The sequence below is a fragment of the Methanosarcina subterranea genome, assembly GCF_055385895.1.
Genome location: NZ_AP042426.1, coordinates 3,044,182 through 3,066,976, shown reverse-complemented (window position 1 = coordinate 3,066,976; position 22,795 = coordinate 3,044,182). Strand labels below are relative to the sequence as shown.

The 22,795-nt window shown below is 41.9% G+C and carries 20 protein-coding genes; 12 read left to right on the top strand and 8 right to left on the bottom strand.

Annotated features, from left to right (window positions below):
• Window positions 1-145: 145 nt before the first annotated feature.
• Window positions 146-649: a PKD domain-containing protein gene (locus tag ACZ5A8_RS13390; RefSeq protein WP_464529635.1), complete on the top strand. Its 504-nt coding sequence runs from the start codon at window positions 146-148 to the stop codon at window positions 647-649.
• A gap of 126 nt (window positions 650-775) precedes the next feature.
• Here the strand turns inward: ACZ5A8_RS13390 and ACZ5A8_RS13385 are convergent, their stop codons facing one another.
• Window positions 776-898, bottom strand: a complete 123-nt coding sequence (locus ACZ5A8_RS13385; protein ID WP_464534132.1) for a CRISPR-associated endonuclease Cas1 — start codon at window positions 896-898, stop codon at window positions 776-778.
• 198 nt (window positions 899-1,096) lie between these two features.
• Between ACZ5A8_RS13385 and ACZ5A8_RS13380 the strand changes: the two genes are divergently transcribed.
• From ACZ5A8_RS13380 to ACZ5A8_RS13370, 3 genes are all read left to right on the top strand, one after another.
• Window positions 1,097-1,492 (top strand): DUF3795 domain-containing protein, encoded by a 396-nt coding sequence (locus ACZ5A8_RS13380; protein WP_464529633.1) that lies wholly within the window; start codon window positions 1,097-1,099, stop codon window positions 1,490-1,492.
• 208 nt (window positions 1,493-1,700) lie between these two features.
• Entirely contained in the window at window positions 1,701-2,312 is a 612-nt protein-coding gene (locus ACZ5A8_RS13375) for a methyltransferase family protein (protein WP_322221839.1), read from the top strand.
• Between the two features lie 107 nt (window positions 2,313-2,419).
• On the top strand, window positions 2,420-2,902 hold the full coding sequence (locus tag ACZ5A8_RS13370) for a serine protease (RefSeq protein ID WP_322221841.1): 483 nt from the start codon (window positions 2,420-2,422) through the stop codon (window positions 2,900-2,902).
• 136 nt (window positions 2,903-3,038) lie between these two features.
• On the opposite strand, the gene ACZ5A8_RS13365 is transcribed toward ACZ5A8_RS13370, so the two are convergent.
• Together ACZ5A8_RS13365 and ACZ5A8_RS13360 are read right to left on the bottom strand one after the other, a co-directional pair.
• Window positions 3,039-3,278, bottom strand: coding sequence for a hypothetical protein (locus ACZ5A8_RS13365; protein ID WP_464529630.1), 240 nt, complete (start codon window positions 3,276-3,278; stop codon window positions 3,039-3,041).
• Between the two features lie 1,395 nt (window positions 3,279-4,673).
• On the bottom strand, window positions 4,674-7,733 hold the full coding sequence (locus tag ACZ5A8_RS13360; protein WP_464534131.1) for a PocR ligand-binding domain-containing protein: 3,060 nt from the start codon (window positions 7,731-7,733) through the stop codon (window positions 4,674-4,676).
• A 632-nt stretch (window positions 7,734-8,365) separates the two neighbouring features.
• Between ACZ5A8_RS13360 and ACZ5A8_RS13355 the strand changes: the two genes are divergently transcribed.
• Together ACZ5A8_RS13355 and ACZ5A8_RS13350 are read left to right on the top strand one after the other, a co-directional pair.
• Window positions 8,366-8,638 carry a DUF1294 domain-containing protein gene (locus tag ACZ5A8_RS13355; RefSeq protein ID WP_229388234.1) on the top strand — a complete coding sequence of 91 codons (273 nt, stop codon included), beginning with the start codon at window positions 8,366-8,368 and terminating at the stop codon, window positions 8,636-8,638.
• Window positions 8,639-8,968: 330 nt separating this feature from the next.
• Entirely contained in the window at window positions 8,969-10,078 is a 1,110-nt protein-coding gene (locus ACZ5A8_RS13350) for an inositol-3-phosphate synthase (RefSeq protein ID WP_464529628.1), read from the top strand.
• A 360-nt stretch (window positions 10,079-10,438) separates the two neighbouring features.
• Here ACZ5A8_RS13350 and ACZ5A8_RS13345 read toward each other — a convergent pair whose 3' ends face one another.
• The 3 genes from ACZ5A8_RS13345 to ACZ5A8_RS13335 form a co-directional block, all read right to left on the bottom strand.
• A complete protein-coding gene (locus tag ACZ5A8_RS13345) occupies window positions 10,439-10,723 on the bottom strand; it encodes a ferritin family protein (protein ID WP_464529626.1) in 285 nt (94 codons plus the stop codon).
• Between the two features lie 170 nt (window positions 10,724-10,893).
• On the bottom strand, window positions 10,894-12,039 hold the full coding sequence (locus ACZ5A8_RS13340) for a PQQ-dependent sugar dehydrogenase (RefSeq protein WP_464529624.1): 1,146 nt from the start codon (window positions 12,037-12,039) through the stop codon (window positions 10,894-10,896).
• Between the two features lie 86 nt (window positions 12,040-12,125).
• Window positions 12,126-12,563 carry a hypothetical protein gene (locus ACZ5A8_RS13335; protein ID WP_464534130.1) on the bottom strand — a complete coding sequence of 146 codons (438 nt, stop codon included), beginning with the start codon at window positions 12,561-12,563 and terminating at the stop codon, window positions 12,126-12,128.
• A gap of 819 nt (window positions 12,564-13,382) precedes the next feature.
• Between ACZ5A8_RS13335 and ACZ5A8_RS13330 the strand changes: the two genes are divergently transcribed.
• The 4 genes from ACZ5A8_RS13330 to ACZ5A8_RS13315 all read left to right on the top strand — a co-directional run bounded on the left by ACZ5A8_RS13330 (window position 13,383) and on the right by ACZ5A8_RS13315 (window position 18,441).
• Window positions 13,383-14,018 (top strand): hypothetical protein, encoded by a 636-nt coding sequence (locus tag ACZ5A8_RS13330; RefSeq protein WP_464529622.1) that lies wholly within the window; start codon window positions 13,383-13,385, stop codon window positions 14,016-14,018.
• Between the two features lie 130 nt (window positions 14,019-14,148).
• A complete protein-coding gene (gene dinB / locus ACZ5A8_RS13325; protein WP_464529620.1) occupies window positions 14,149-15,258 on the top strand; it encodes a DNA polymerase IV in 1,110 nt (369 codons plus the stop codon).
• 144 nt (window positions 15,259-15,402) lie between these two features.
• Window positions 15,403-16,443: an AI-2E family transporter gene (locus tag ACZ5A8_RS13320; protein ID WP_229388247.1), complete on the top strand. Its 1,041-nt coding sequence runs from the start codon at window positions 15,403-15,405 to the stop codon at window positions 16,441-16,443.
• A 1,086-nt stretch (window positions 16,444-17,529) separates the two neighbouring features.
• Window positions 17,530-18,441, top strand: a complete 912-nt coding sequence (locus ACZ5A8_RS13315) for an MBL fold metallo-hydrolase (protein WP_464529619.1) — start codon at window positions 17,530-17,532, stop codon at window positions 18,439-18,441.
• A 68-nt stretch (window positions 18,442-18,509) separates the two neighbouring features.
• On the opposite strand, the gene ACZ5A8_RS13310 is transcribed toward ACZ5A8_RS13315, so the two are convergent.
• Both ACZ5A8_RS13310 and ACZ5A8_RS13305 read right to left on the bottom strand, forming a co-directional pair.
• Window positions 18,510-19,307 carry a helix-turn-helix transcriptional regulator gene (locus ACZ5A8_RS13310; RefSeq protein WP_464529617.1) on the bottom strand — a complete coding sequence of 266 codons (798 nt, stop codon included), beginning with the start codon at window positions 19,305-19,307 and terminating at the stop codon, window positions 18,510-18,512.
• Between the two features lie 769 nt (window positions 19,308-20,076).
• Window positions 20,077-20,958 carry a PAS domain-containing protein gene (locus ACZ5A8_RS13305; protein WP_464529615.1) on the bottom strand — a complete coding sequence of 294 codons (882 nt, stop codon included), beginning with the start codon at window positions 20,956-20,958 and terminating at the stop codon, window positions 20,077-20,079.
• Between the two features lie 192 nt (window positions 20,959-21,150).
• On the opposite strand from ACZ5A8_RS13305, the gene ACZ5A8_RS13300 reads away from it, so the two are divergent.
• A complete protein-coding gene (locus ACZ5A8_RS13300; RefSeq protein WP_464529614.1) occupies window positions 21,151-21,528 on the top strand; it encodes a DUF2769 domain-containing protein in 378 nt (125 codons plus the stop codon).
• Window positions 21,529-22,121: 593 nt separating this feature from the next.
• Window positions 22,122-22,766 (top strand): dimethylamine corrinoid protein MtbC, encoded by a 645-nt coding sequence (gene mtbC, locus ACZ5A8_RS13295; RefSeq protein WP_464529612.1) that lies wholly within the window; start codon window positions 22,122-22,124, stop codon window positions 22,764-22,766.
• Window positions 22,767-22,795: the final 29 nt, after the last annotated feature.

Genomic DNA, 22,795 nt, shown 5'->3' with positions numbered 1-22,795 from the left:
CCTTGTTTTTTAGATTGTAACAATTGAGAACAATATTGAATGAATTTATAATGTTATAATGTTTTATGCAAAAAAATAAAGCATTATAAAGCTTTAAACTCGCGTTTCGATTTTTATTTAATTCCCTGAAAATAAGTATGTTTATATGTTAATTTACCCTGTTATTTTTGTTTACAGGTGTTTCCTGATAAAACTAAGGAAAAAAACAGGAGGAAATAAAATGAAAAATAATAGAAAGTTTATGTGGAAAATAACTTTATCTGCTTTCACTACATTAATGATGTTGGCTTTATTGTCTACAGCAGCTTCTGCATCAATTACTGTATACAAAACTCCCCTTGGTGCAGGAACTCCTCCAGCAACAGAGCGTCTAACTGGCGGGGGTAATTCTATCGATTATACGGCGATAGCCGCTTCGACAACTGATCCACGAATAGTACAATTCAAGGACCTGTCAAAAGGTACAGAGACATATATCAGATGGGACTTTGGAGATGGAACTTCACTCGAAGGAACTAAAATTACTCCACAACTAAAAAATCCGGTACACAAGTATGCAAAGACTGGTTATTATATTAGTTGTATGACTATCAAGTGCAGTGGTTATAATGGAAAGTTGTGGGTTCATAAGACTATTGTTATTAAATGATTTGAAAAAGTTAAAAGTTGACTTAGTTAGAAGTTGACTTAATACTTTTAATTTTTAGAACCTTTATTTTTATACAGCTTCTGTAATAATTATTCCAAACAAATATCCTAAAAAAATTCCTCCATTTTAGCCCCACTTTAGATCTATAAAGAACCTGAAAGGCTCTAGAAGGTCATAAGCTAAACTGTTTTTACTCTGGCTCATCTTATGTAAAAAATCTGCATGAACATCCAGACCTGCAGAATTAATGTTTCACATTTTACAGTAAAACTATACACATTTTTACTTTTGGCTTACTTTACAGTAAAAATGGGACTTATGTTACAGTCAGCATATGTTTAAACTTTATGGACATTACTATCTAAAATTATTATCTAAAATTACTACCTAAAATTCTATCTAAAATTACTATCTAAAGATACACGCGGTATAAAGGAGTATGATATTATGAATGAAGCTCTGCTCATTGCTCCCTGTGGAATGAATTGTTGTATTTGTATGGCTTACTTAAGGAAGAAAAATAAATGCCCAGGCTGTAGAATTGACGCTAACAAACCTGTTACTCGAGTCGTATGCAAAACAAAAACATGTGAAACTTTAACAGAAAACAAATTAACATTTTGTTTTGAATGTGAAAATTTTCCCTGCAAGAATTTAAAAAATCTGGACAAAAGGTATCGTACCAGATACAGTATGAGTATGATTGAAAATCTTGAAAATATTAGAAAATGTGGGATAGGGGAATTTCTAAGAAATGAACAAATAAGATGGACATGCACCGAATGTGGTGGTACAATCTGTGTTCATAAAGGTTGTTGTTATGATTGTGGGAGAAAAATTTGAATTGAAAATTTTATCTTTAATTTGTCTCTGGAGGTTTGACAAACTCTAATTTATCAAATATTATGTCCATATCAATTCTTGTCCATATCAATTTCCTGCAATTTCCTGCAATTTTCTGTACTTCTAATATTTTTAAGGCATTATAAGTAAACTTTTCATACTGGTGTGGCGATATATACTATAAATAAAATAAGGGGGACTGCTGGAATTGGTTTCTTCCAAAATTACTGCTGTTTTTTCTCTGGTTGCATTTGCAGTTATTCACAGCCTGACTGCGAGCCTGCCCTTCAAACGCCTTGTCATGAGAGTCGCTGGTCCCGGAGCAGAAAAGCTCTATCTGCCGGCATACAGCCTTACTGCAGTGCTGACTATCTTGCCGCTTGTCTATCAGCTCTACAAAAATCCGGGACGGGTTCTTTACAAAATACCTTCGCCCTGGCGCTGGCTCATGGTAGGGGGACAGTTGATTGCCGGAATGCTTGCCCCCATAGCTTTTCGGGATGCCCAGCACCGGTTCAAAATACGCTCGCAGCTATCAGGCCCGCAGGCTTCCGAAACAGATTCCCTGAAGATCCGGGGCGTTTACCGGTGGGTAAGGGACCCCTTCCTGCTCTCGGGGGTGGCCATGGTCTGGCTCACTCCTGTTATGACCGTAAATCTGCTTATCGTATACCTTTTGACTACCATATACTTTTATCTGGGGTCCCTGCACTGGGAGACAAGGCTGGTGGCGCAGTTCGGTGACGAATATCTGGAGTACCGGAAACGGGTTCACAGAATAATACCCGGATTAAGGGGAAGCATTAAAGAATCTGATTAATCCCCAGTTAATATATAACGTTAAATATAATTAAAACCCAATTTAACGTAAACCTCGGAAATACCATAAACCATGTCCGGGCGAAACCGGCAGGTTGGCGAAAGCTTATGATAAAATCAGGTAATTCTTTTTTTCACAATGGAAAACGCGGTACTATTGGCGCTGTAATCTCGCTCAAAGGAGTGCTTTACATGGTCACGGTTTCCCATATATTCCAGGGGGAAGGAGACCGCCTGACAGTTGATGGAAAGAGACTCGCTGTCACGAGAATTTTGAAAGACCATGGTTTAGCCCTGATAGAACTTCCTGCTGGCAGCGAGGTTGAAATCACGGAGTTTGGCAGCCCGGCAGAACTGGAGCTGGCTGTGCTCATCAATAACATCCGCACTATCCATTATTGTAGGGTGGTTAATTCCGGAGCTTCATTGCTTTTTCTGGGCTTCCAGTGCCATGATATGCCAGAGCCGGAGGACAGCGGCTCTCCTATCGTGCAGGGAGGGAAGGTAATAGGGATAATGTCCTCGACAACACTAGACACCTGCATGGGAATGGCCGTTTCGTCCAATGTTCTCCGCAGTCTGGAAATATAACGAAAAACTCATTTTTAACAGGTTGATAACAGCCAGATTTACAATTATCTACAATTCGGATCAAATAGCAGAAATTTTCACAGAAATTTTCATAAACTTCATGTACTCTGCAGATAAAACACTATCGGGAATCCCATCAGTGTTGGAATCCGGAAAGAAAACATCCTGTAGCTAAGTACGACAATAACTGCAATTGAGCCAGGTACCCCCATGCCTGTGTAAGGGCAACCATTGTGCTCTCTACAATACCTACTCCTTCGGGAAGGAGGAAGGCTATTCTCCTTAAGAGGAGGAGCCCGTATCCCACAAGCAGGACTGAAGGGCTTACTGAATGTCCTACAGATGTAAAGAAAAAGTAAAGAGTCCAACATATCAATATTTATTTAAAAGAAGCTCTAAGAGCTGGACGTTGCCAGTCTCCGTTATTTAGCATGTCAAGTGCTTCAAAGAGCCGACTAAAGAGTTCTCTTTTGGAACTGAATTTAGGGTCTGTTCAGGATTCTGGCAAAGAAAGCTGATATTTTCCCGGCTCCGGCGAGGGACTAGTCCTGTGCGTTTTTCCCCAGCTTACCGCCAAAACATCCAGGCTCAGCAGAATAAGGATCAGGAGGAAAGCATAGAATTGCACGAAAGAAAATTTGTGAACTAGAAGCATGTGGACTATTCCAATTGTTGTGGGTACCGTTAGAATTGTATTATTGAGTATTGTGGGCAGTGTACCTGCAAGTCCTGAGCCCTCTGCGTTTACGCCAGCTTTCCTTACCCATCAGTAGGTAGCTGCAGTATTCCCTAAAGTGTCGCCTGCCAGCATTCCCATACTCGATGCAGCAAGAGTGATGGCAACTCCTTTTACCGGAGTTTATAAGATCTCATAAAAATCGTGGTGCAGCTATGGATATTATGTAGGTCTAACAAGAAATTAATTAAGTTCCAAACTTGTTTCGTTCAATTTTGGCGTCGCCACATATTGAACTAGCCCACCGATTGATACTTATATGATTTTCACCATATTATACTAAAGAAACCATAATAGGGCGTCTTGTTACAGAGATCCTGTGTTAGACCCCATATAGTGGGAAATTAACTATTTTTGTGCCACACCGATTTATTTAATTGGTTCTATATTTGTCGGTTTTATATTAAAATGCTTGGAATTGTTACCCAACATAATTAATTTTTTGTTAGACCCTATGTAGATCATGTCGCTTGATGTGGCTTTATACTATAAAGTATAAACTCCGGTTTTAATATTGAAATATGCTGGTTTGCTATTGCCAGAACCGAATTAATAAGATAACCGTATCCGATATAACCTATAATCTGTGCAAGTCCAGCGAGCAGTACAGCCCATAAAGCCATTGTCCTGATTACCTGAAGGGACTCTTCAAAATAAGTAATCTGGGGAAAAATCAGATGAACCGTGAGTCCCAGGAAAACAAGGATTAGAAGGTGACGTCCGGCTTTCAGGATCAGAGGTTTAGACGGTGAACTACCGCTAAACTAAAGATTTACCGGCTTCCTGAGTCATCCTTCCCTCTACTGAAGACAAGTCATACAGGCTCTACCCCGCGTACCACAGGTGAAATGAAATGTTCTGCTAGGTTCAATCCCTGGAGGCTTTGGGGTATCCGATTGAAGAAGGATCTCAGCCCCTTCGGACACAATTTTCAACCCACAAAGAGCTTCTACACCTGGTTAAAAGTAGCTTCCTTACCTCTTTTATTATGAAGTAGTGCAAGTATACCCTACGAAAGCAATAGAGAACTATGTTTTAATTTTCTTTTTCTTCTGCGCCGAAGCTAATTACAAATTCAGTCCCATTATCTCTTTTAAGCTCGACCTGACCGTCTAACTGTTCTACCAGAATACTTACAAGCTGCAGACCAAGAGTCTCCGTATTCTCTAAGTTTATTTGTTTGGGAATACCAATCCCATCATCTGAAATAATTAAGGTATATCTTTTACCTTTCTCGAAAAGCTCCCCTCTGGCATTCATTTCACTGGTGGCTTCTTCACTAAATAGTTTAATCTGGATTTCTCCTTTTCTTTTGTCTGGAAATGCATATTTTAGGGAATTGGAAACAAGCTCATTAACAATCATCCCTAATGGAACTGAAGTATCCATGTCAAAGAAAATATTCTCTTCAAGATCTAGATTTAGGCTGATATCAGTATTTCCAAATTTGTATGTCTGAAATAGACTCTCAACGAGTCTCTGCAGGTATAGAGAAAAATTCAGGGTATCGGTTGTTCCTTCCTCTTCGTGTAGTTCCTCGTGAATCAAGGCGATTGATATTACTCTATCCTGACTTTCCCTGAAAGCTTCAATAATTTCCGAATCCTTTACATATTCTCTGTTATTGAACTTTTCAGCCTGAAGATCTAAGAGAGAAGAGATAACCTGCAGGTTATTTTTAATCCTGTGATGAATTTCCTTTTTACGAATTATTTCAAGGTTTCTAAGAGCTTCTTCAGCCTTCTTACGCTCCGTAATGTCCTGAGTTGTTCCCTTCATTCTGATAGGGATATTTTTTTCATCAAAAATAATTTCTGATTGTGAATGGACTGTGCGTTCTTCCCCATCAGGCAGGATAATCCTATAATCAATTCTATGGGGCCGCCCTTGTAAAGCTTTTTTGATAGCATTACTCACGTAGTCTCTATCTTCGGGATGGATATATTGTAAAAGTTCCTTGTAAGTTGAACTTGGTTCTTGAGGATTGCGCCCGTAAATAAGATACATTTCATCAGACCAGTATGATTCACCAGTTACAAGATTCCAATCCCAACTTCCAAGATGAGCTATCTTTTGAGCTTCAGCAAGACTTCTTTCACTTTCCTTCAATGAGTTGTATGATTTCTCAAGTTCTGCTGTACGCTCTTCGACTAGTTTTTCTAAATTGTCATGTGCTTTTTTTAGAGCTTCTTCTGCCTGTCTGTGCTCGGTGATGTCCCGCGCCACTCCTATCAATCCTATGATGTTGCCCTGTCCATCATAGTACGGTGCTTTTACGGTCTGGAGGATGCGCCATCCATGTGATGTAAATATTCTCTCCTCTAAGGTTGTCCCTTTTCCGGTCTCCATGACTCGTTTGTCATCCTCCGCTAGCTTCCTGGCTATCTCAGGAAGGTGAAAATCGGCAACGGTCTTATTAAGGATCTCTTCAGGGGATTCGCCCATAAGCCTATAGTAAGCCGGATTTGCCAGGATCATCCGGGCTTCTCTGTCCTTGACGAAGATGGCGTCCGAGACATTCTCCATGATATCTCGGAGGAAGGTCTCGCTCTCCCGGACCTCGTTCTCGATGCGACGCAGCTTCATAATCTTGTTAAGCTCATTAGCCACCAATTGGAGCTGCATGACATCGCGGTCGTCGTACTCATCCAGCTTGTTGCCCACACCGAAGATGATCCTCACCTTGCCGTTCTCGGTGACCGGCACGCTCATGAATCGATTCACTGTAGCGTGTCCGGCCGGCAGCCCTTTTTGGTTCGGTGAGGAAGGAAAGTCGTTGTAGACCACCGGCCGCTTTAGCCGGACGCAATCGATCCAGTTACCTGCCTTTTTAATAGGGTAATGCCCTTCGTCCCCTGCTGTGCACGACCTCAATGCTTCCTGGTTCCAGATGGTGAGGATGATCTCTTCCTCGTCCTCGGAGACGAGGTGGAAGAAGCCGATCGTGCTATCGGTTATCTTGACGGCTTGATTGAGTGCGAAATTGTAGAGTTCACGGTCTGATAGGTTCGATGATCGGGTATAGAGCTCGTATAAGCCGGTCGTTCGTGCCAGTTCGTTGCTGAGCTGGTGCTCCGCCTGCCTACGCTCGGTTATATCCTGGGTTATACCAAAACCGCTTACGACAGCTCCATCTTTGTCAAACTCAAGATATGCTTTTTCACGTACCCACTTGATCTTACCGTCCACGATAATGCGGTGCTCTATGTCGTATGGTTTCCCCTCCAGCCCTGCCTTCGACTCATTATCAACATATTCCCTATCATCCGGATGAACTGTTGAAAGAAAAGTCTCATAGGTCAAAGGAGTACCCTTTGGAATGCCGAATATACGATGATTTTCATCGGACCAGGTTAATTCGTTTTTATGCGCATTCAGACGCCAACTTCCTACATTTCCCACAGCCTGGGCACGGTCTAAATCATCAACCAGAGTATTGCGTTCCTCTAGCGACTGGGCTAACTTGATGTTACTGTGACTTAGCTGTGAGAGCATATTGGCAAGTTTCATGAAGAAGGACATGCTATTTTCAACAGTTTCTCTGCTCAGCCGTGGAACTTTTTCTAGAGCTGCTATGTATTCCTCTTCATTAAATCCATATTTTCTAGCCTGGGTTCGGAAGAGTTCGTAGTCCACAGACTCGTCGTCAAAAAAGAACTGACCTGAGAAGATGTTGCCAACATGCTGGCCGGCAACAATGATAGGAGTTACTATGTCCCACATGTTATTTTTGCACCTGTACAGCTTAAACTCTCCAGGAGGGACGCCTGCGGACAGCTTTGTATCACTTTCCGCACAGTGCTTGCAGGTTTCGGGGTGAACCCTATGGAACCTGGTGCAGATATCCTGCCATCCAACACCTATCAGAACATTGCCTTTGAGATCAAGTAAGGCCATGGTAATGTGAGCAAATTTATAAAAGTCATCCATGATGGACTGGACTGCCTGAATATCAATTATCTCTGCCAGCTCAAGGTTTTCTGCCTTTCTGGAAGTTGAGAGGTTATTCTCCAGCTTCAGCCCAAAATGTTGCTCATTCTGGCCCGATTCTTCCTCAGCCTTTTTGTGCTTGGTGATATCCCGGTTCAGTGCCATATTCTCGGCACGCAAGTCTTGATTAGCCTTTTCCAATTCAGTAATCCGTTTTTGCATTTGGATCTCTAGTTCATCCTTCTCTGGAAGGTTAGAAGCCCCCATAATTCCCCGATCCCTCTTTTAAAGCAGGAAGTTAGCGTTTATTAGACCTTCTTTCGTCTGGTCCTTTTGTTTAATAGAATTTGACATAAATGTAGTCTCAAGCAGATCTCTAATAATATCTTACAACAAGTGAATTCTTTACCTATTATTTATAAAATTGCTCTATAATTTTGTTTTACATACTAAGAAGCCATCTGGATACTATTTTTAACTCACACGAAGCCTCTACACTTAATACAAAACAGCTTCCTTAACTCTTTTATCCTGGAAATAGCGCAGGCTACAGAGTACTCGAAGGCGCCATCAACTCTGATATTGAAATCTAGGAGGACCATGGGCATCTCTACAGGCAACCTCAAGTCCAAACATTTTTTTGAAACCAATCGATAACTTCATCAACTACTTATGTTGGTTGCATATTTTTTGAGCTATCTTTTCAAGCAAATTAATCAAACCAAATTAATTAACCTAAATAATGGATTCAATATAATTTAGAATGCTTTAATTATTATTAAGGAGAATCCTTTCCCATGACAGAAGTTATTTACTTTCTTTTCCCTCTCATTTATGCCGCCCTCAACGCAGCTTCTTTTGCCCTTTACGGGCTGGACAAGTATAAAGCAAGAAAGGAAATGTGGCGAATATCGGAAAAAACCCTGCTAATCCTTTCCCTTTTCGGCCCGATTGGCGCATGGCTAGGAATGATGCAGTTCAGGCACAAGACTCATAAACCCATGTTCAAGTACCTTGTGCCGGTTTTTGTTGGAGTTCACCTTCTTCTGGTACTCTGGATAAACATGTAAGGTTATATCAATCTTAAATACCCCTTAATCTGGATTCTGTTAAAGTTTCCCGTTAAGAGAGTAAATTGATTGTAAAAGGTATAAGAGCCGGATAACAGCATAAAATAGCCTAAACCACACAGAAAAGCTGGATCTACAGTGTCACATTAACTCTTTTTTTTGTAAAACGTTTTTTATAGTATTTTCTTCATAAGATAAGAAGCATTACAGTTTTCATTCCTTATCCTGGATGGGGGTATCTCTGGAGATTGGCTTTGGGAACTGCAGATAAATGAGAACCGGGAAATTAAATATATCTCATATTATTTTGAGCTTATTTGGGGGACTCCAATGGCAGGTAAAGACAGTATAAAAATTGCCATTGCAGGAGTTGGGAACTGTGCGAGTTCACTTCTGCAGGGGATTGAGTATTACAGAAAAAAAGAAAACGCAGATACAATTGGTCTGATGCATCGGGACCTTGGGGGATATTTACCATCCGATATTGAAGTGGCAGCAGCCTTTGATATTGATAGAAGGAAAATTGGAAAGGACGTATCAGAAGCAATATTTTCCCTTCCGAATTGCACAGCTGCTTTCTGTCCTGATGTGCCGAAAACAGGCGTTGAGGTGAAAATGGGAAGGATTCTGGACGGCTGCTCCGAACACCTTATCAATTATCCTGAGGACTGCAGGTTTCTGCCTGTGGAAGGAGAGGGTGCGGTAAAAGAGGATATTGTAAATGTCCTGCAGAATTCAGGAGCCGAGATTCTTGTAAATTACATGCCTGTAGGTTCCGAAGAGGCTGCCCGTTTTTATGCCGAATGTGCTCTTGAAGCCGGCTGTGCTTTTATCAACAGCATGCCTGTTTTCATTGCGAGCGATCCTGGATGGGCGAAGCGCTTTGAAGAAAAGAAGCTTCCTATCATAGGTGATGACATCAAATCCCAGCTAGGAGCGACTATCGTTCACAGGACTCTTGCCGACCTTTTTAAGAAGCGCGGTGTAAAAGTGGAAAAGACCTATCAGCTAAATACAGGTGGGAATACGGATTTCCTTAACATGCTAAACCGGAACCGGCTTGCATCCAAAAAAACCTCTAAGACAGAAGCTGTCCAGTCCGTGCTTGCGGAAAGGCTTGATAACGGAAATATTCATGTTGGTCCGAGTGACTATGTTCCCTGGCAAAAAGATAACAAAGTCTGCTTCCTGAGGATGGAAGGAAAACTCTTCGGGGATGTGCCAATGAATCTTGAACTCCGGCTGTCGGTAGAAGACTCCCCTAACTCTGCAGGCGTTGTAATCGATGCCATCAGGTGCTGCAAACTGGCACTTGACAGGGGGAGAGGAGGAATCCTTTATCAGCCTTCTGCATATTTTATGAAGCACCCTCCCAGACAGTATTCAGATGATGAGGCGTATCGTATGCTTGAAGAATTTATTGCAGGAAATCAATATTAAGAAATATTTTAAAGATTACTTTTAAGAAATATTTTTAAGAAATCTGTATCTAAGAAAATTAATACAGATGTAAATACAATCTAGAAATAAATTCAAAAATAAATACGATATAAAAATAAGTACGATATAAAAATAAGTACGATATAAAAATAAATACGATATAAAAATAAATATAAATATAAAAAGTAAATATAAATGTAAAAAATAAATAGAGATGAATGTGATACACAAATAAAGAAATAAAAAACAAAATGATCTATAAAATAAAAGTTAAAAAATTTAAGCAAGGATTTTTCCCTGGAATCTGAAACCATCCGGAGAAATTCGAAACCTGGAAGTCAGAAGGCTTATCCGATCTGTTTATTTTGACAGTTCCTCCTCAGCCTCCCTGGCTCCGGCTTCAAGTTCTTGTTTTTGCTGGGCATCGAACCGAAGTAAAAGCGCCTGGAACTCCCCTATGTGTGTTTTTTCTTCTTTTGCCACGTCCATGAGGACTGCTCTTATATTCTCATTTTTAGTAAGGGCAGCCATCTGCTCGTAAAGGTTTACAGCATCGATCTCGGCAACAATTCCGGCTCTGAGAATTTCCTTATCAATATCCTCTTCAGATACTTTCTTAAGGTCTATAGGAATTTTAGATAACAATTATTCACCCCCTGCTTATCGTATATGAAGATATAATCATAAGTATTTTTACCGAATCCGAGATTTACCGAATCCGAGAAGTTTTTAATTATTTTGGCTCCTTTAACATGCTTGTAAGGTATCAGTTTTAAGATGTCAGCTTTTAGATTTTGGTTTGTAAAGTATCATGGTCAGCTGTAACTGATCCTGTAGACCGCATTATTCTTATCATCCGATACAAGCAAAGCTCCGTCAGGCATTACAAGGACATCCACAGGCCTTCCCCAGTCTGCAAACCCCTGGAGCCAGCCGTCAGCAAAAGGTTCATAGCTTACAGGGGTTCCGTTCTCCAACCTGACCAGAGTTACCCGGTAGCCTATGGGAGTTTTCCTGTTCCATGAACCGTGCTCGGCAATAAAGACCTGATTCCTGTATTCTTCAGGGAACATTGTGCCTGTGTAAAAGACCATCCCAAGGGCAGCAACATGCGGACCCAGTTTAATCTCAGGCGCTGTGAATTCGGAGCAGTTCCGAAGTTCTCCAAATTCCGGGTCAGGGATATCGCCTGCGTGACAATAAGGAAACCCAAAGTGCATACCGGGCTCAGGTGCCCTGTTAAGTTCATCCGGAGGCAAATCGTCTCCAAGCCAATCCCTGCCATTATCCGTAAACCATAACTCTTCGGTTTCGGGATGCCAGGCAAAACCTACCGTATTCCTTATTCCTCTTGCAAAGATCTCGAGCTGGCTCCCGTCAGGCTCCATCCGCATGATCGTTCCATAGCGTTCATCTTCCTCTTCGAGGTTGCAGACATTACAGGGCATCCCCACAGGCACATACAGCTTTCCATCGGGACCGAACTTTATGTATTTCCAGCCGTGTGAGCTGTCGGAAGGGAAGTCTGCGTTGACCACAACCGGCTCAGGCGGGTTTTCAAGCCTTGCTTCGATATCATCGTAGCGAATCACTCTTGAAATCTCGGCTACATACAGGGATTCGTTCATGAATGCCACCCCATTTGGCATATCAAGGCCTTCGGCAAGTACGATTACATCATCAGCTTTATTATCCGCATTCCGGTCAAGAATGGCATAGACCTTTCCTTCACTCCGACTTCCGACAAAAAGCGTCCCATTCGGACTGAGAGCCATAGACCTTGCACCTTCAACATCCTCAATGTAATAGTCAATCGAAAAGCCGGGCGGAAGCTCGATACAGGCAAGCCCTGTCCCTTTTTCCCCGCAGTTATTAACGGGCACTGTTCTCAGGACAACATAAGCCGAAAAAATAAGGACAGCAAGAGCGAAAAAACCAAGTATTATCTTTGTTCCTTTCATTTTCCCCTCCATTTCCCCTCTACTTTACTTGAAATTTTTACTTGAAATTTACTATCATTTAAGATTCACTTGAAGCCATTTGAGAGTCATTTAAGAGCTATTGCATTATTGAAAAGTTCTTTTTCGGTTTCAGGGCTGGCGTATCCCTGTCCTTTCCAGCGGACAATGCCTGCCGGATCCAGTAAGAAAACATAGGCAAAGTTCGTGTTTCCCATCCCAAGAGCTTTCTGGTAGCCGGAGTAATCCCCATAAAAGGTAACCACTTTATCATGTTTCTCCACCGATATCCCACTTCTCATACCGGAATCAATCATCCAGGAGAGAACCTTCCAGCCTGCGTTTATCATCGGGACTTCGTAGACCACAAACCTGCTGTTTTTTCCGAATTCCTGCTCAAAAGGGAGAGCCCAGGAATCGATCATACCCTGTGCACTTCGCACAAAAGCAATACAGATGAGTGCCACCTTTCCTTTCACAGCTTTCGGAAGGGTCACAACCCTACCTGTAAGTGATTTTGATGTAATTTCAGGAAAAGGTTGTCCGATTATTTTCTTTTCAATTTTTGAACCTTCCTGCTCTACTTTAATGAAATCCCCCCTGTTTTAAACTAATAAATATCGAAAATATTAAGATTATATTTCTCGGCTTTATAGAAATGTTTTTTCTGCGGTCAAGCTGCGGTCAAGCCGCAGAATTCGAAAACCGAGATTTATTTATCGGGCCAGAAAGGCATTTCTGTATTAGTTTCTCCTAATACCGGCATGAGTTCACTGCTATTTTTTCTCGCGGGCTGGTAGCCGGATCAAGTCTTATGCAGCGCAGAAGAGAAAATGGAAGATTCGATTTTCAGATGTCCCGGAACATATCAAACGAGCAATTACGGAACGCTAAACTATTCAACAAAAAGAAAAATATGGACGGATCTGAGCTGGCTTAACTGTTCGGGCAGCTGCCAGCTGGGCATTTTTCATGTGCTGAAAATACTTTAAGATTCATTAATATTTTAAAATTATTATAATCAGTTATCAGGCTGACTTTAATTTGGAAATTAGTTGTAAGAGCTCCCAGGAATCCTTTGCGCATCACAAAGAGCTGTTTTTGCCTATATTATGTGAATCCGGGGCATATGGATGTCTACAGGACAGATGTTAGATAGTAAGCTATATTTAATATTCGATCTAAGGTTAGGGTGTTCATTTCATACGATTGAAAGGGAGCTACAGCACCCTGTATGAAGGGTCTGTCACATTGGAGCCAGCAAAAATCGGCTGTCAGTGTTTCATTATTATATTATGACAGCCCGTTTCATACTCACATGACTTCCATTTTACGGTGATGATTTAATGAGGATAAACATTGCGCTGGCGTTGACATCGGTTATCTTTATGATGACCTGGGTTACAAGCTTCGTATCCGTTATATTCCGCTCGATGTCTGTTATAAGCCCTAACTTTCTCGCGTCCGATTTGCTAGCATCTGATTTACTTTTCGTCGCCATCATCAAAGTACTGAGCGTAATCTCCCTTTTTGGCTCCGTACTTTTCGTACTGGAAGCCAGAAAAATGTTATCTCGATGGTATCTGGCAATTCCTCTGTGTATTTCCCTGTCTGTATTCGTTATAACGAATTTTCTGGCCTATTCCAGTGGAAAACCATTTCTTAGCGACCCCATAAGCACAGTAGAAGTACTCTGGATAGCTGTGCTGGCATTGCTATCCCCATGCTCGGTATTATTTTTCTCATCCTCATATGGACACGATAGTTCGAAAAATGTATACGTTGTGATTTCATCTGCAGCAAGTATCTTTTCTATATTTTTCCTTCTTCTTGCATTCAGGGAAATTTCAAAATGGTCGAGTATTGAGACGGTGTTGTTGCTTCTGGCTTTTTACTGGACTATTTGCATGCCGGCTATAGGGGTATGCTTTGTATCAAAAGCGGTAATGTTCAGAGGGAATGATGACCTGCAGGAATCATGAAATGATCCGTCACGCCATTCAAATTACCTAATGTCTCATTTTAAGGTTATACTGTTATTTTTAGACCAGGCGAATTAATACTTTCACCCGACTTCCTCAATCCTTTTTTACATGTTTTATTCTATCTTACATGATGCCTGCCCCCAACCCTGAAAAGAACATCTCCGAAAGGAGAATTACCTTCCATGTAGATATGGACAGTTTCTTTGCGTCTGTAGAGGTCAGGGAAAAGCCAGAACTAGAAGGGCTGCCCGTAGTTGTGGGTTCAGACCCAAAAGGAGGATCAGGAAGGGGAGTTGCAAGTACCTGTTCTTATGAGGCAAGAAAGTATGGTATCCATTCGGCAATGCCGATTTCTCAGGCTTACAGGCTCTGTCCGGGTGCCGTATTTTTGCCTGTGAACATGAAGCTATATGCAGGGGTTTCGGCAGGGGTAATGGAACTTTTGCGTGGGTTTGCAGAAAAGTTCCAGCAGGTCAGTGTGGACGAAGCCTACCTTATACCCGGGCCTGAGGTCAGGAGTTTTGAAGAGGCTGCAATCTATGCTCTCAGGATCAAGGACGAAGTACAGAAGCAGCAGGGGATTACCTGTTCTGTGGGAGTTGGGCCAAATAAGCTTATTTCAAAAATTGCTTCGGGTTTTCAGAAACCTGACGGGCTTACTGTTGTCAGGCCTGAAGATGTCAGGGAGTTTCTCTTCCCGCTGCCGGTTTCTAAAATTCCCGGAGTGGGCGAAAAGACAGTGGAAACCCTTAAAAGGATAGGAATAAGCAGGGTAGAAGAGCTTGCAAACTGCGATATCCAGCTACTTTCGGAAAGGTTTGGAAAACTCGGACTCAGGATGAAGCAGATGGCAAACGGGCTCGATTTTGAAGAGGTCGTGGAAAGGGAAGGCGTAAAATCAATAAGCAGGCACGGAACTTTTGCAGAGGATACGAATGACCCTGTGAAAATATCCGGGTCCCTGGACCTTCTTATAGAGAGTGTGCACGGATCTCTCCTGAAACACCGTTTCCTTTTCAAAACCGTAACTCTCATAGTGCGCTTTGAGGACTTTTCCACCTATACGCGATCGAGAACTCTTCCGATCTGGACTTCCGACATCTTCGTGATCAAAAGGACAGCCATTCAGCTTTTATCGGAATTCATGGGTAGGCGGAAGTTCAGGCTTGTAGGTGTAGGGGTTACGAGATTGAGAGAAAGAGATGAGAGGCAGACTATGATTACGGATTTTCCTTAATTGAACTTTACCTTTAACCCCAGGTAGCAGATCACACTGCAGACACGGCTTTTGCAATATCCGATTCGGGCTCCGGGTCCAGGCTTGACAGGAAGGAACTCTTATGCTTATATAATTTTATAATACAAAATCAGATTATATCTGATGGAAAAGTATGTTAGAACAGCACTGGCTCTTCTTCTTATCATTGTTCTGAGTGCAATTATTGTCTATGCAGTTCTTCCATACATAGACTATTTTTTTGGAGCCTTTATTCTTTCTGTAATCTTCAAACCTCTGTACTACTTTCTCCTCAAAAGAGCCCGTCTTAACAGGCAAATTTCGGCAGCTCTGGTAATAATAATTTCTATGTTTCTTATACTGATTCCCCTTTATTTTCTCCTGAGCATGGTTATCAGCGAGATTCAGCAGATTTTACTGAACCAGGAATCTATAATGGCATCTGTTCAGTCCGGAAGCCAGCTTTTTAGCAGATTATTCTCAAGACTTGGTATTAACGGTACCTTACAGGCAAGCCTTGAAGAGAGGGTGATGGACCTGGCTACTCAAGCCGTCAATTACCTCAGTTTGCTTGTTCTGGGCTCGATTCAAAACATAAGCCAGCGAATTATTGGTTTTCTCCTGATGTATTTCCTGCTCTATTATCTTTTAACAGGAGAGGACTCGGATTTTATGCAAAACGTCTTTATGGCAATTCCTTTCAATACAAAGAACACAATTATCCTCCTCGATGAGTTCAGGAATACTGTCCGTACGACCCTAATTGCCAGCGGTGCTATTGCCATCATCGAAGGCGGAATTCTTATTGCTTCCTTTATTATTTTTGGAATCCAGGGAGCTTTCCTCTGGGGGTCTATCGCAGCAGTCCTGTCTTTCCTGCCCGTAGTCGGAGCGCCTTTGATCTGGATCCCTGTAATAATTATTCAGTTGCTCCAGCAGGATTATACTGCAGCAATAGGCATCCTTGTGACAGGAGTTCTCCTGAATATAGCAGATAACAGTTTTCTCAGGCCTGTTATCCAGAAAAAAGTAGGAAAAATTCATCCTTTCCAATCTTTGCTCGGGATCGTTATAGGAGTCTCACTCTTCGGACTTGTAGGAATTATTATCGGTCCCCTTCTGCTGGCTTACTTTTACCTCACTGTAAAAATGTTTTCAGAAGAATATCTTTCGGATAAGGAGTAAAAGATACTTTTGACTTCTAAATCAAATCTGTTGGAAGGTCAGCTACCCCACTGCATAGTGACGTTTCTAAGTTAAAAGAAAATAATGGCTGGCTCGCCCGCGTTTCGCCTCCCGAGTTTCGCTTCCCGAGTTTCGCTTCGGGAGCACGAGGTCTGTTTCACTCGCTTCTCTCGTTCAAGCAGACTCGTATAAAGGATAATTGCAGCTTTTTTTATAGCTGCATTTTCATAAAAACGATACGTAGGCTGGGAGGGTAGTTTTGCAGACTTACGGCTTTGTCCGGCTATCTTAGACTACCACCCTCACTCCTACGGCTCTCCGGCAATTTAACATGTTACAGCTCTGTGTTCACAGAGTCTGGCGATTTTCCACGAGCTTACGGTCTGTAGAGAGCAGAGGGATATTTGGTTCCCAGCCTATAAAATAGAAAAAGGATTGAAAAAAGGTAGCTGTGGCTATGGATTTTTATCAGTCTATGCGAAAAGGGAAGGAAGAGTTTTGGGCTTTAGGGGGGACAAAACAACCTTATTAGGCATATTCACGGAAATTTACCGCGCTATCAGCGCGGCTTTTTCATAATAATTAATCTTAATGAAAAAATGAAATATAAAAAATCATTTATAACATGTCTAATTTATAAAAATAACAGCTTTTACTTCCCTAATTTCGCCTCGGGATCACAGGAAATCGGAGATTTTCTAGGAGTTGCACTGCAAGTGCAACAGCACGAGGTCCTTTTCGCCCTGAATTGCGCCTCGCCCGAATTGCGCCTCGCCCGAATTGCGCCTCGGGAGTACGCGGTCCTTTTCGCTTCGCTCAAGAGGACTAATTTATGGCTTATGGCAGTGAGCTTTAATCAGGGGGACTGAATTGTAATATCTCTGACCCGTAAAATGTCATTCTCTTATCAAGTCGTTCTTCTTTTTTTGAAGAGACACCAGATAGGCTGGCGGAGGCGCTTACATTTACCTGTGATTAAGATACGATTTCCGGGGTCAAGAGATATATCTTTCAATTAGTGTGGGGCAGTTCTCCAAAAATTCTTCTTTGAAAAGAGCTTTTATCCCTGTAAACAGATAAAAACATATGAAGATTGACATACTGGGGTGCGAGTCTTTCGGAGCAAGGTCTCTTGCCTGTGCTGTAAAAACCGGGGAGAGAAAAATTCTTATCGACCCTGGAGTTGCTCTGGCTCGCCTGCGTTACGGGCTGCTTCCTCATCCTGTGGAGGTTGCAGCTGCCCTCAGGATCAGGAAGAGAATTCTTGCTGAATTTGAGGGTACAACAGACGTAGTAATCAGTCACTATCATGGGGATCACATGCCCATGAAAGCCGAAGATCCTTATCAATTGCAAGTAGAGGCCCTCCCTTCTGTGGAAGGGGTCAGGTTCTGGTGCAAAGGTCCTGAAAAAATTTCAGGGTTGTCTGCACGCAGGAGAAAAGAGCTCTCCCATTTTCTTGGCTTCCCTCTGCCCGCTTCCGAAGGCAGTGGTTCCGACGGCATAACCTTTTCGTCTCCTGTTCCGCATGGGACAAAAGATAAGGGTTTTGGCACGGTAATGATGACCCGGATCTCCGAAGGAGATGATGTGTTTGTCCATAGTTCGGATATCCAGCTACTGGACAGAGAAACAGTACTGGAGATAATTTCCTGGAAGCCTGCAATTGTTTTTGCCTCAGGTCCTCCGCTTTATCTCTCCCACCATGTCCCTGAAGCTTCAAAAGGGGCTTTTGAAAATGCTCTTCTTCTTGCCAGGAATGTTGACACTCTTATCCTGGACCACCACTTACTCAGGTCTTTTGAAGGCTACAGGTGGTTAAAAGAGGTGGCAGAAAAGGTTGAAAATACAGTCCTGTGCGCTGCAGAGTTCATGGGAAAAGAGCCAGAACTGCTTGAGGCGAGGAGGAAAATCCTCTATGAAAAATTGCCCGTGCCCCGGGAATGGCATGAAAGCTATGCAAGAGGTGAGACAGGCCTTGAAGAATATTTTTTATAGACTCAGTAAGAATATTCTGTGGATTTATGAAAAATATTTAAGCTGTATAAGTTATTTTTGCGCTGTACTTATAAACTGTCAATATCTTTAATCTGCTCCGAATTCTGCTCGTAATAGTCATAGAGTTCTTTGCCCCAGGCAAGAGCGCCAGGCTCAAAGCTTATCAAGTATTTTCTGTCAAAAGCAGCATCCTTTGGGAAAAGAGATATTCCCATAAAATTGTCTGCCGCCACAATATTGGGGGTCTTTTCACAGTCTTTGCAGATCAGAAGCCTGGTGTTTTCCATTTTAAGAAACTGCCTGGTTTGTTCCCTGTAATCATCCTCAACCCATCTTTTAAGGATTGATTCGGGAAGAATGAGTGACACCGATGTACTTTTTTGTGCAAGCCCGAGATAAAAGGAAGGAAAGAGAGGGTGGAAATAAGAAATTAATGCCTCAAACCTTTTCGCTTTCTCAGCATTTTTAACATATTCGGGAATCATTTCGAACATATGTTCTATCTGGGGCTCGACTATGATACAGTGCCCAAGTTCACCTATGCGGCGGAGGAGAAAAGGCGGAATTTTACTTATATCCCTGTCAGCCCAGTAGTCTGTATTCTCTTCCAGCACAGCAAGAGTATCCAGCAGGGGTTTCATTTTCTCGGCTATAATTTTTCCTATCTCGCTAAGCCTGTAGGCATCTTTATCCTGGACTACAAGGTGTTTTTCCTTCAGCATTTTTATCTGGGGCTGGACTGATGTTGCACTTGCTTTAAGGGTTTTCTTAATTGTATTGATGTCTTTTGGTCCCTCAAGCAAAAGGAGAAGTACATTCTTTCTTTTTTCGGATAAGAAAATCAGGTCGAGTAGAGAGTCTTCCATGTTATGCACCTGAACTGGACGCAACAGTTTTTGGCCTGTACTTTTGCAGTGTATTTCAACTTAAAATATGACGACTTAAATTATGATCGTCAGGTCTCTAGCCGATCACAATAGCCGATCACAATAGCCAATCACAAAGTCTATAGTATTATACCCAAATCTATTCTACTATAAGCAAACAGTACGCATTTTTATAGGCATATAGTATACATTCGTATATTTTATATCATCTTTTTTATTAATTATAAATATATTTTCTTTCATCTTATACATATCGTTCGTATAAGCACCTTTTTTCTTATAATTGGTTTTTCTTCAGGTAAATTTTTCGAAATTAGACAGAGAACTCTTTACTATTGTTTTTCAGGACAGTTTCCAATTTTAATAGTAACAATAGTAAAGAGAATGGGACTATAAAATAAAAGCTGATTTGTTCTTAAGTCACAGGAAGAAAGGTTCTTCTTATAAAATCTAAAAAGGCCCTAATCTTAAAAAAGCCCTTAAACTTAAAAAGCTCTTAACTTAAAAAGTTCTTAAACTTAAAAAGCTCTTAAATTTCAAAGGGACAAAAACTCAAAAAGGGACGTAGTTTTTTAAGGAGGGAATCTCGGTCCTCCCGGTCGAGTCAGTTTCCGGTTCTGGCTAGAAAATGCATGCCAGTAAAACTAACTGACTGCGAGTTCACAGAGATAAATAAACTTTGAGATAATAGACCTTGAGATAATAGACCTTGAGATAATAGACTTTGAGGTGATCTCCTGGATATTGATTATTTTTCAGCTTTTTTGATCCTTCCGGTTACGTCTTCGATGATACCCTGGAAATTGGTTACCTGCCCTTCCTGATTGCGTTGAATAAAGGTTTTTTCTTCCACCCAGCGTACCTCTCCGGTCTTCGTCAGTATGCGGTACTGCCGGTTGAACTCTTTTCCGCCTTCTTCACAGTTCTCCTCAAGTTCGAGCTCCACAAGGAGAAGGTCTTCAGGATGGATGATTTTTCCATAAAGGATCCTTCCTGAGATAAAGTCTTCAGGAGCATACCCGAACTGACGGACATTGTCCGATGCATAAAGTGTGGGCCAGTATTTTTCTGCTTTCCAGAGAAAAACTACCACAGAACTGTTGTTGATCACTATCTCGAGGGCTCTCTGACGCTCAAGGAGGGCTTTTTGTTTTTCCATAAGTGCTTTCTGGCTCTCAAGGGCATCACGCAATGCTCTTTCATTTTTTATCTCGGAAGTAACGTCCCTGACTATACCTTGAAAATTCACGACGTTTCCTCTCTCATCACGCTGGATAAAGGTTTTTTCTTCCACCCAGCGTACCTCTCCCCCGCCCGTAAGAACCCTGTATCTATTGACAAAATCGTCTTTTCCGATTTCACAGCATCTTGTAAGTTCTTTTCTTACCCTGTCTATATCTTCGGAATGAACTATATTTGCATACATTATTCTGCCTGTAAGGAAATCCTCTGCAGTGTACCCAAGCTGTGTCACGTTTTCCGAGACATACTTTGCAGGCCAGTCCTCTTCCGGGGTCCAGAGAAAAGCCATTACTGGGCTGTTATTGATCACGGTTTCCAGAATTCGTTGCCTTTCAAGTGCTTCATCAAGAATCAGTTCGTCGCTTTCAGTTGCCTGATTAAATCCCATAATATCCCTTGTCCTCCAAAGCCTTTTTTAGATCCCGGAGCCCTCTGGCTACAGGTGAAAATGTATTTATAAAACCCTCAAGCAATATACAATATATTTTGACATCTTATAAATTAGTGTCTTTTTTTGTACAGGGGGAATATTCTGGACAAGGATTCTGAGATCTTAACAGAAGACAGAGAAAGTACCGAGGTGGCAGAAGCAGAGGAGTTCTCGGAGATGAGCGACATTATCCTGAGAGGCAGGGAAACATATGGAAGGTATTTTGGAATCTGCAGCTCATACCATCACCTTAAAGCCTGTATCTGCAAGACCTGCCCATCCTATCCAGGGGGTAAAGGGATGTTCTGCGCCAGGGGAGGCACGGATGATGGAGATAGAAAAGGAAAAGATTGCCTATGTGAGGCATGTGAGCTTTATAAAAAGTTCCGCCTTGAGGGTGATTACTTCTGCCGGCCTAAAGAAAAAATGGAAGTTTTTGAAAGAAACCGAACTCCTCCGAATATCTGCACGGACTTCCGGACGAGTGCCGGAACAATCAGGGTCTGCGTATTGGATAGCCAGAAATAACCAGAATGAATATTAAATAAACGAATAAGTAAAGGTCAATTAAAAACAGGTTTTAAAGGACAGGTCCATTAAAGACAAGTCCTTAAAGGACAAATTCTTAAAGAAATGATCTTAAAGAATCGAGCCCTTTTCCAATTTCTGAAGTTATCCTATCTCATCACCGTCTCATCCTTGCCTCATCCTTGCCTCATCCTTGCCTCATCCCTGTCTTATCCCTGTCTTATCCCTGTCTTATCCCTGTCTTATCCCTGTCTTATCCCTGTCTTATCCCTGTCTTATCCCTGTCTTATCCCTGTCTTATCCCTGTCTTATCCCTGTCTTATCCCTGGTTTTTTGTCCCTGTTTTAATCAAGATTGAAAATTTTAATGCTATTAAAAAAGCTCATCCTTTATTCCCTGACCAGATTACCTGTCCTTTACCCTTCGGTCTTCGTAGTGCTTTTGGAAAGTTCCAGATCTATACCGTTAAGAAAAAACAGCACAGGCTGGGCTATATAATTCTACATATATAATACGTACAATCAGAAATTAAGCTTCAGTAGCGATATTTCAGACACTGAGGAAAGGCTCTGACGAAAATTGGAGGTTAAAAAATGGCAACTAAAGAAGAACTTATCCAGGAGCTTTCGGGCGCGGTAATCTCCTGTAAAAAAGATGCAGTACTTGCTGCGGTTGAAAAAGCAAAACAGGTTATGGAGCCCGCAGAGATTATTGATAAAGGGCTTGCTGCCGGCATGAACCAGGTAGGAGTATTATTTGAGAGAGGGAAACTTTTCCTGCCCCATGTAATGATGGCAGCTGATGCAATGACAGCAGGAGTAAAAGTCCTTGAAGCTGATCTACCTGCGGGTACCGAGAGCAAAAAGCTCGGAGTAATTGTAAATGGGACCGTCGAAGGGGACGTACATGATATTGGTAAGTCTATCGTTTCAACCATGCTTCAGTCCGCTGGTTTTGAAGTCCACGACATAGGCAGGGATGTTCCTATAAAGAACTTTGTTGAGAAGGCAAAAGAAGTCAATGCTAACATGATAGGGCTTTCTGCTCTTATGACTACAACGCTTCCCGGACAGAGACAGGTTATTGAGCTCCTGAAAGAAGAAGGGCTGCGCAGCCGAATCAAAGTAATGGTAGGCGGTGCTCCTGCAACCCAGGCCTGGGCTGACAAAATCGGAGCGGACTGCTACGCCGAAAACGCAAGCGAAGCCGTTGCAAAGGCAAAAGAACTGCTCCTCTGAACCCTAAATTTCAGTAAAACCATCTCAGT

Excerpts from the sequence above, each read along its gene's own strand:
- ACZ5A8_RS13305 (WP_464529615.1), bottom strand. The coding sequence starts at position 20,958 with ATGGGATTTAATCAGGCAACTGAAAGCGACGAACTGATTCTTGATGAA.
- mtbC (WP_464529612.1), top strand. The coding sequence starts at position 22,122 with ATGGCAACTAAAGAAGAACTTATCCAGGAGCTTTCGGGCGCGGTAATC.
- ACZ5A8_RS13350 (WP_464529628.1), top strand. The coding sequence starts at position 8,969 with ATGGCAGGTAAAGACAGTATAAAAATTGCCATTGCAGGAGTTGGGAAC.
- ACZ5A8_RS13320 (WP_229388247.1), top strand. The coding sequence starts at position 15,403 with ATGGAAAAGTATGTTAGAACAGCACTGGCTCTTCTTCTTATCATTGTT.
- ACZ5A8_RS13355 (WP_229388234.1), top strand. The coding sequence starts at position 8,366 with ATGACAGAAGTTATTTACTTTCTTTTCCCTCTCATTTATGCCGCCCTC.
- ACZ5A8_RS13390 (WP_464529635.1), top strand. The coding sequence starts at position 146 with ATGTTAATTTACCCTGTTATTTTTGTTTACAGGTGTTTCCTGATAAAA.
- ACZ5A8_RS13370 (WP_322221841.1), top strand. The coding sequence starts at position 2,420 with ATGATAAAATCAGGTAATTCTTTTTTTCACAATGGAAAACGCGGTACT.
- ACZ5A8_RS13310 (WP_464529617.1), bottom strand. The coding sequence starts at position 19,307 with ATGGAAGACTCTCTACTCGACCTGATTTTCTTATCCGAAAAAAGAAAG.
- dinB (WP_464529620.1), top strand. The coding sequence starts at position 14,149 with ATGATGCCTGCCCCCAACCCTGAAAAGAACATCTCCGAAAGGAGAATT.
- ACZ5A8_RS13380 (WP_464529633.1), top strand. The coding sequence starts at position 1,097 with ATGAATGAAGCTCTGCTCATTGCTCCCTGTGGAATGAATTGTTGTATT.
- ACZ5A8_RS13330 (WP_464529622.1), top strand. The coding sequence starts at position 13,383 with ATGAGGATAAACATTGCGCTGGCGTTGACATCGGTTATCTTTATGATG.
- ACZ5A8_RS13315 (WP_464529619.1), top strand. The coding sequence starts at position 17,530 with ATGAAGATTGACATACTGGGGTGCGAGTCTTTCGGAGCAAGGTCTCTT.
- ACZ5A8_RS13360 (WP_464534131.1), bottom strand. The coding sequence starts at position 7,733 with ATGGCACTGAACCGGGATATCACCAAGCACAAAAAGGCTGAGGAAGAA.
- ACZ5A8_RS13340 (WP_464529624.1), bottom strand. The coding sequence starts at position 12,039 with ATGAAAGGAACAAAGATAATACTTGGTTTTTTCGCTCTTGCTGTCCTT.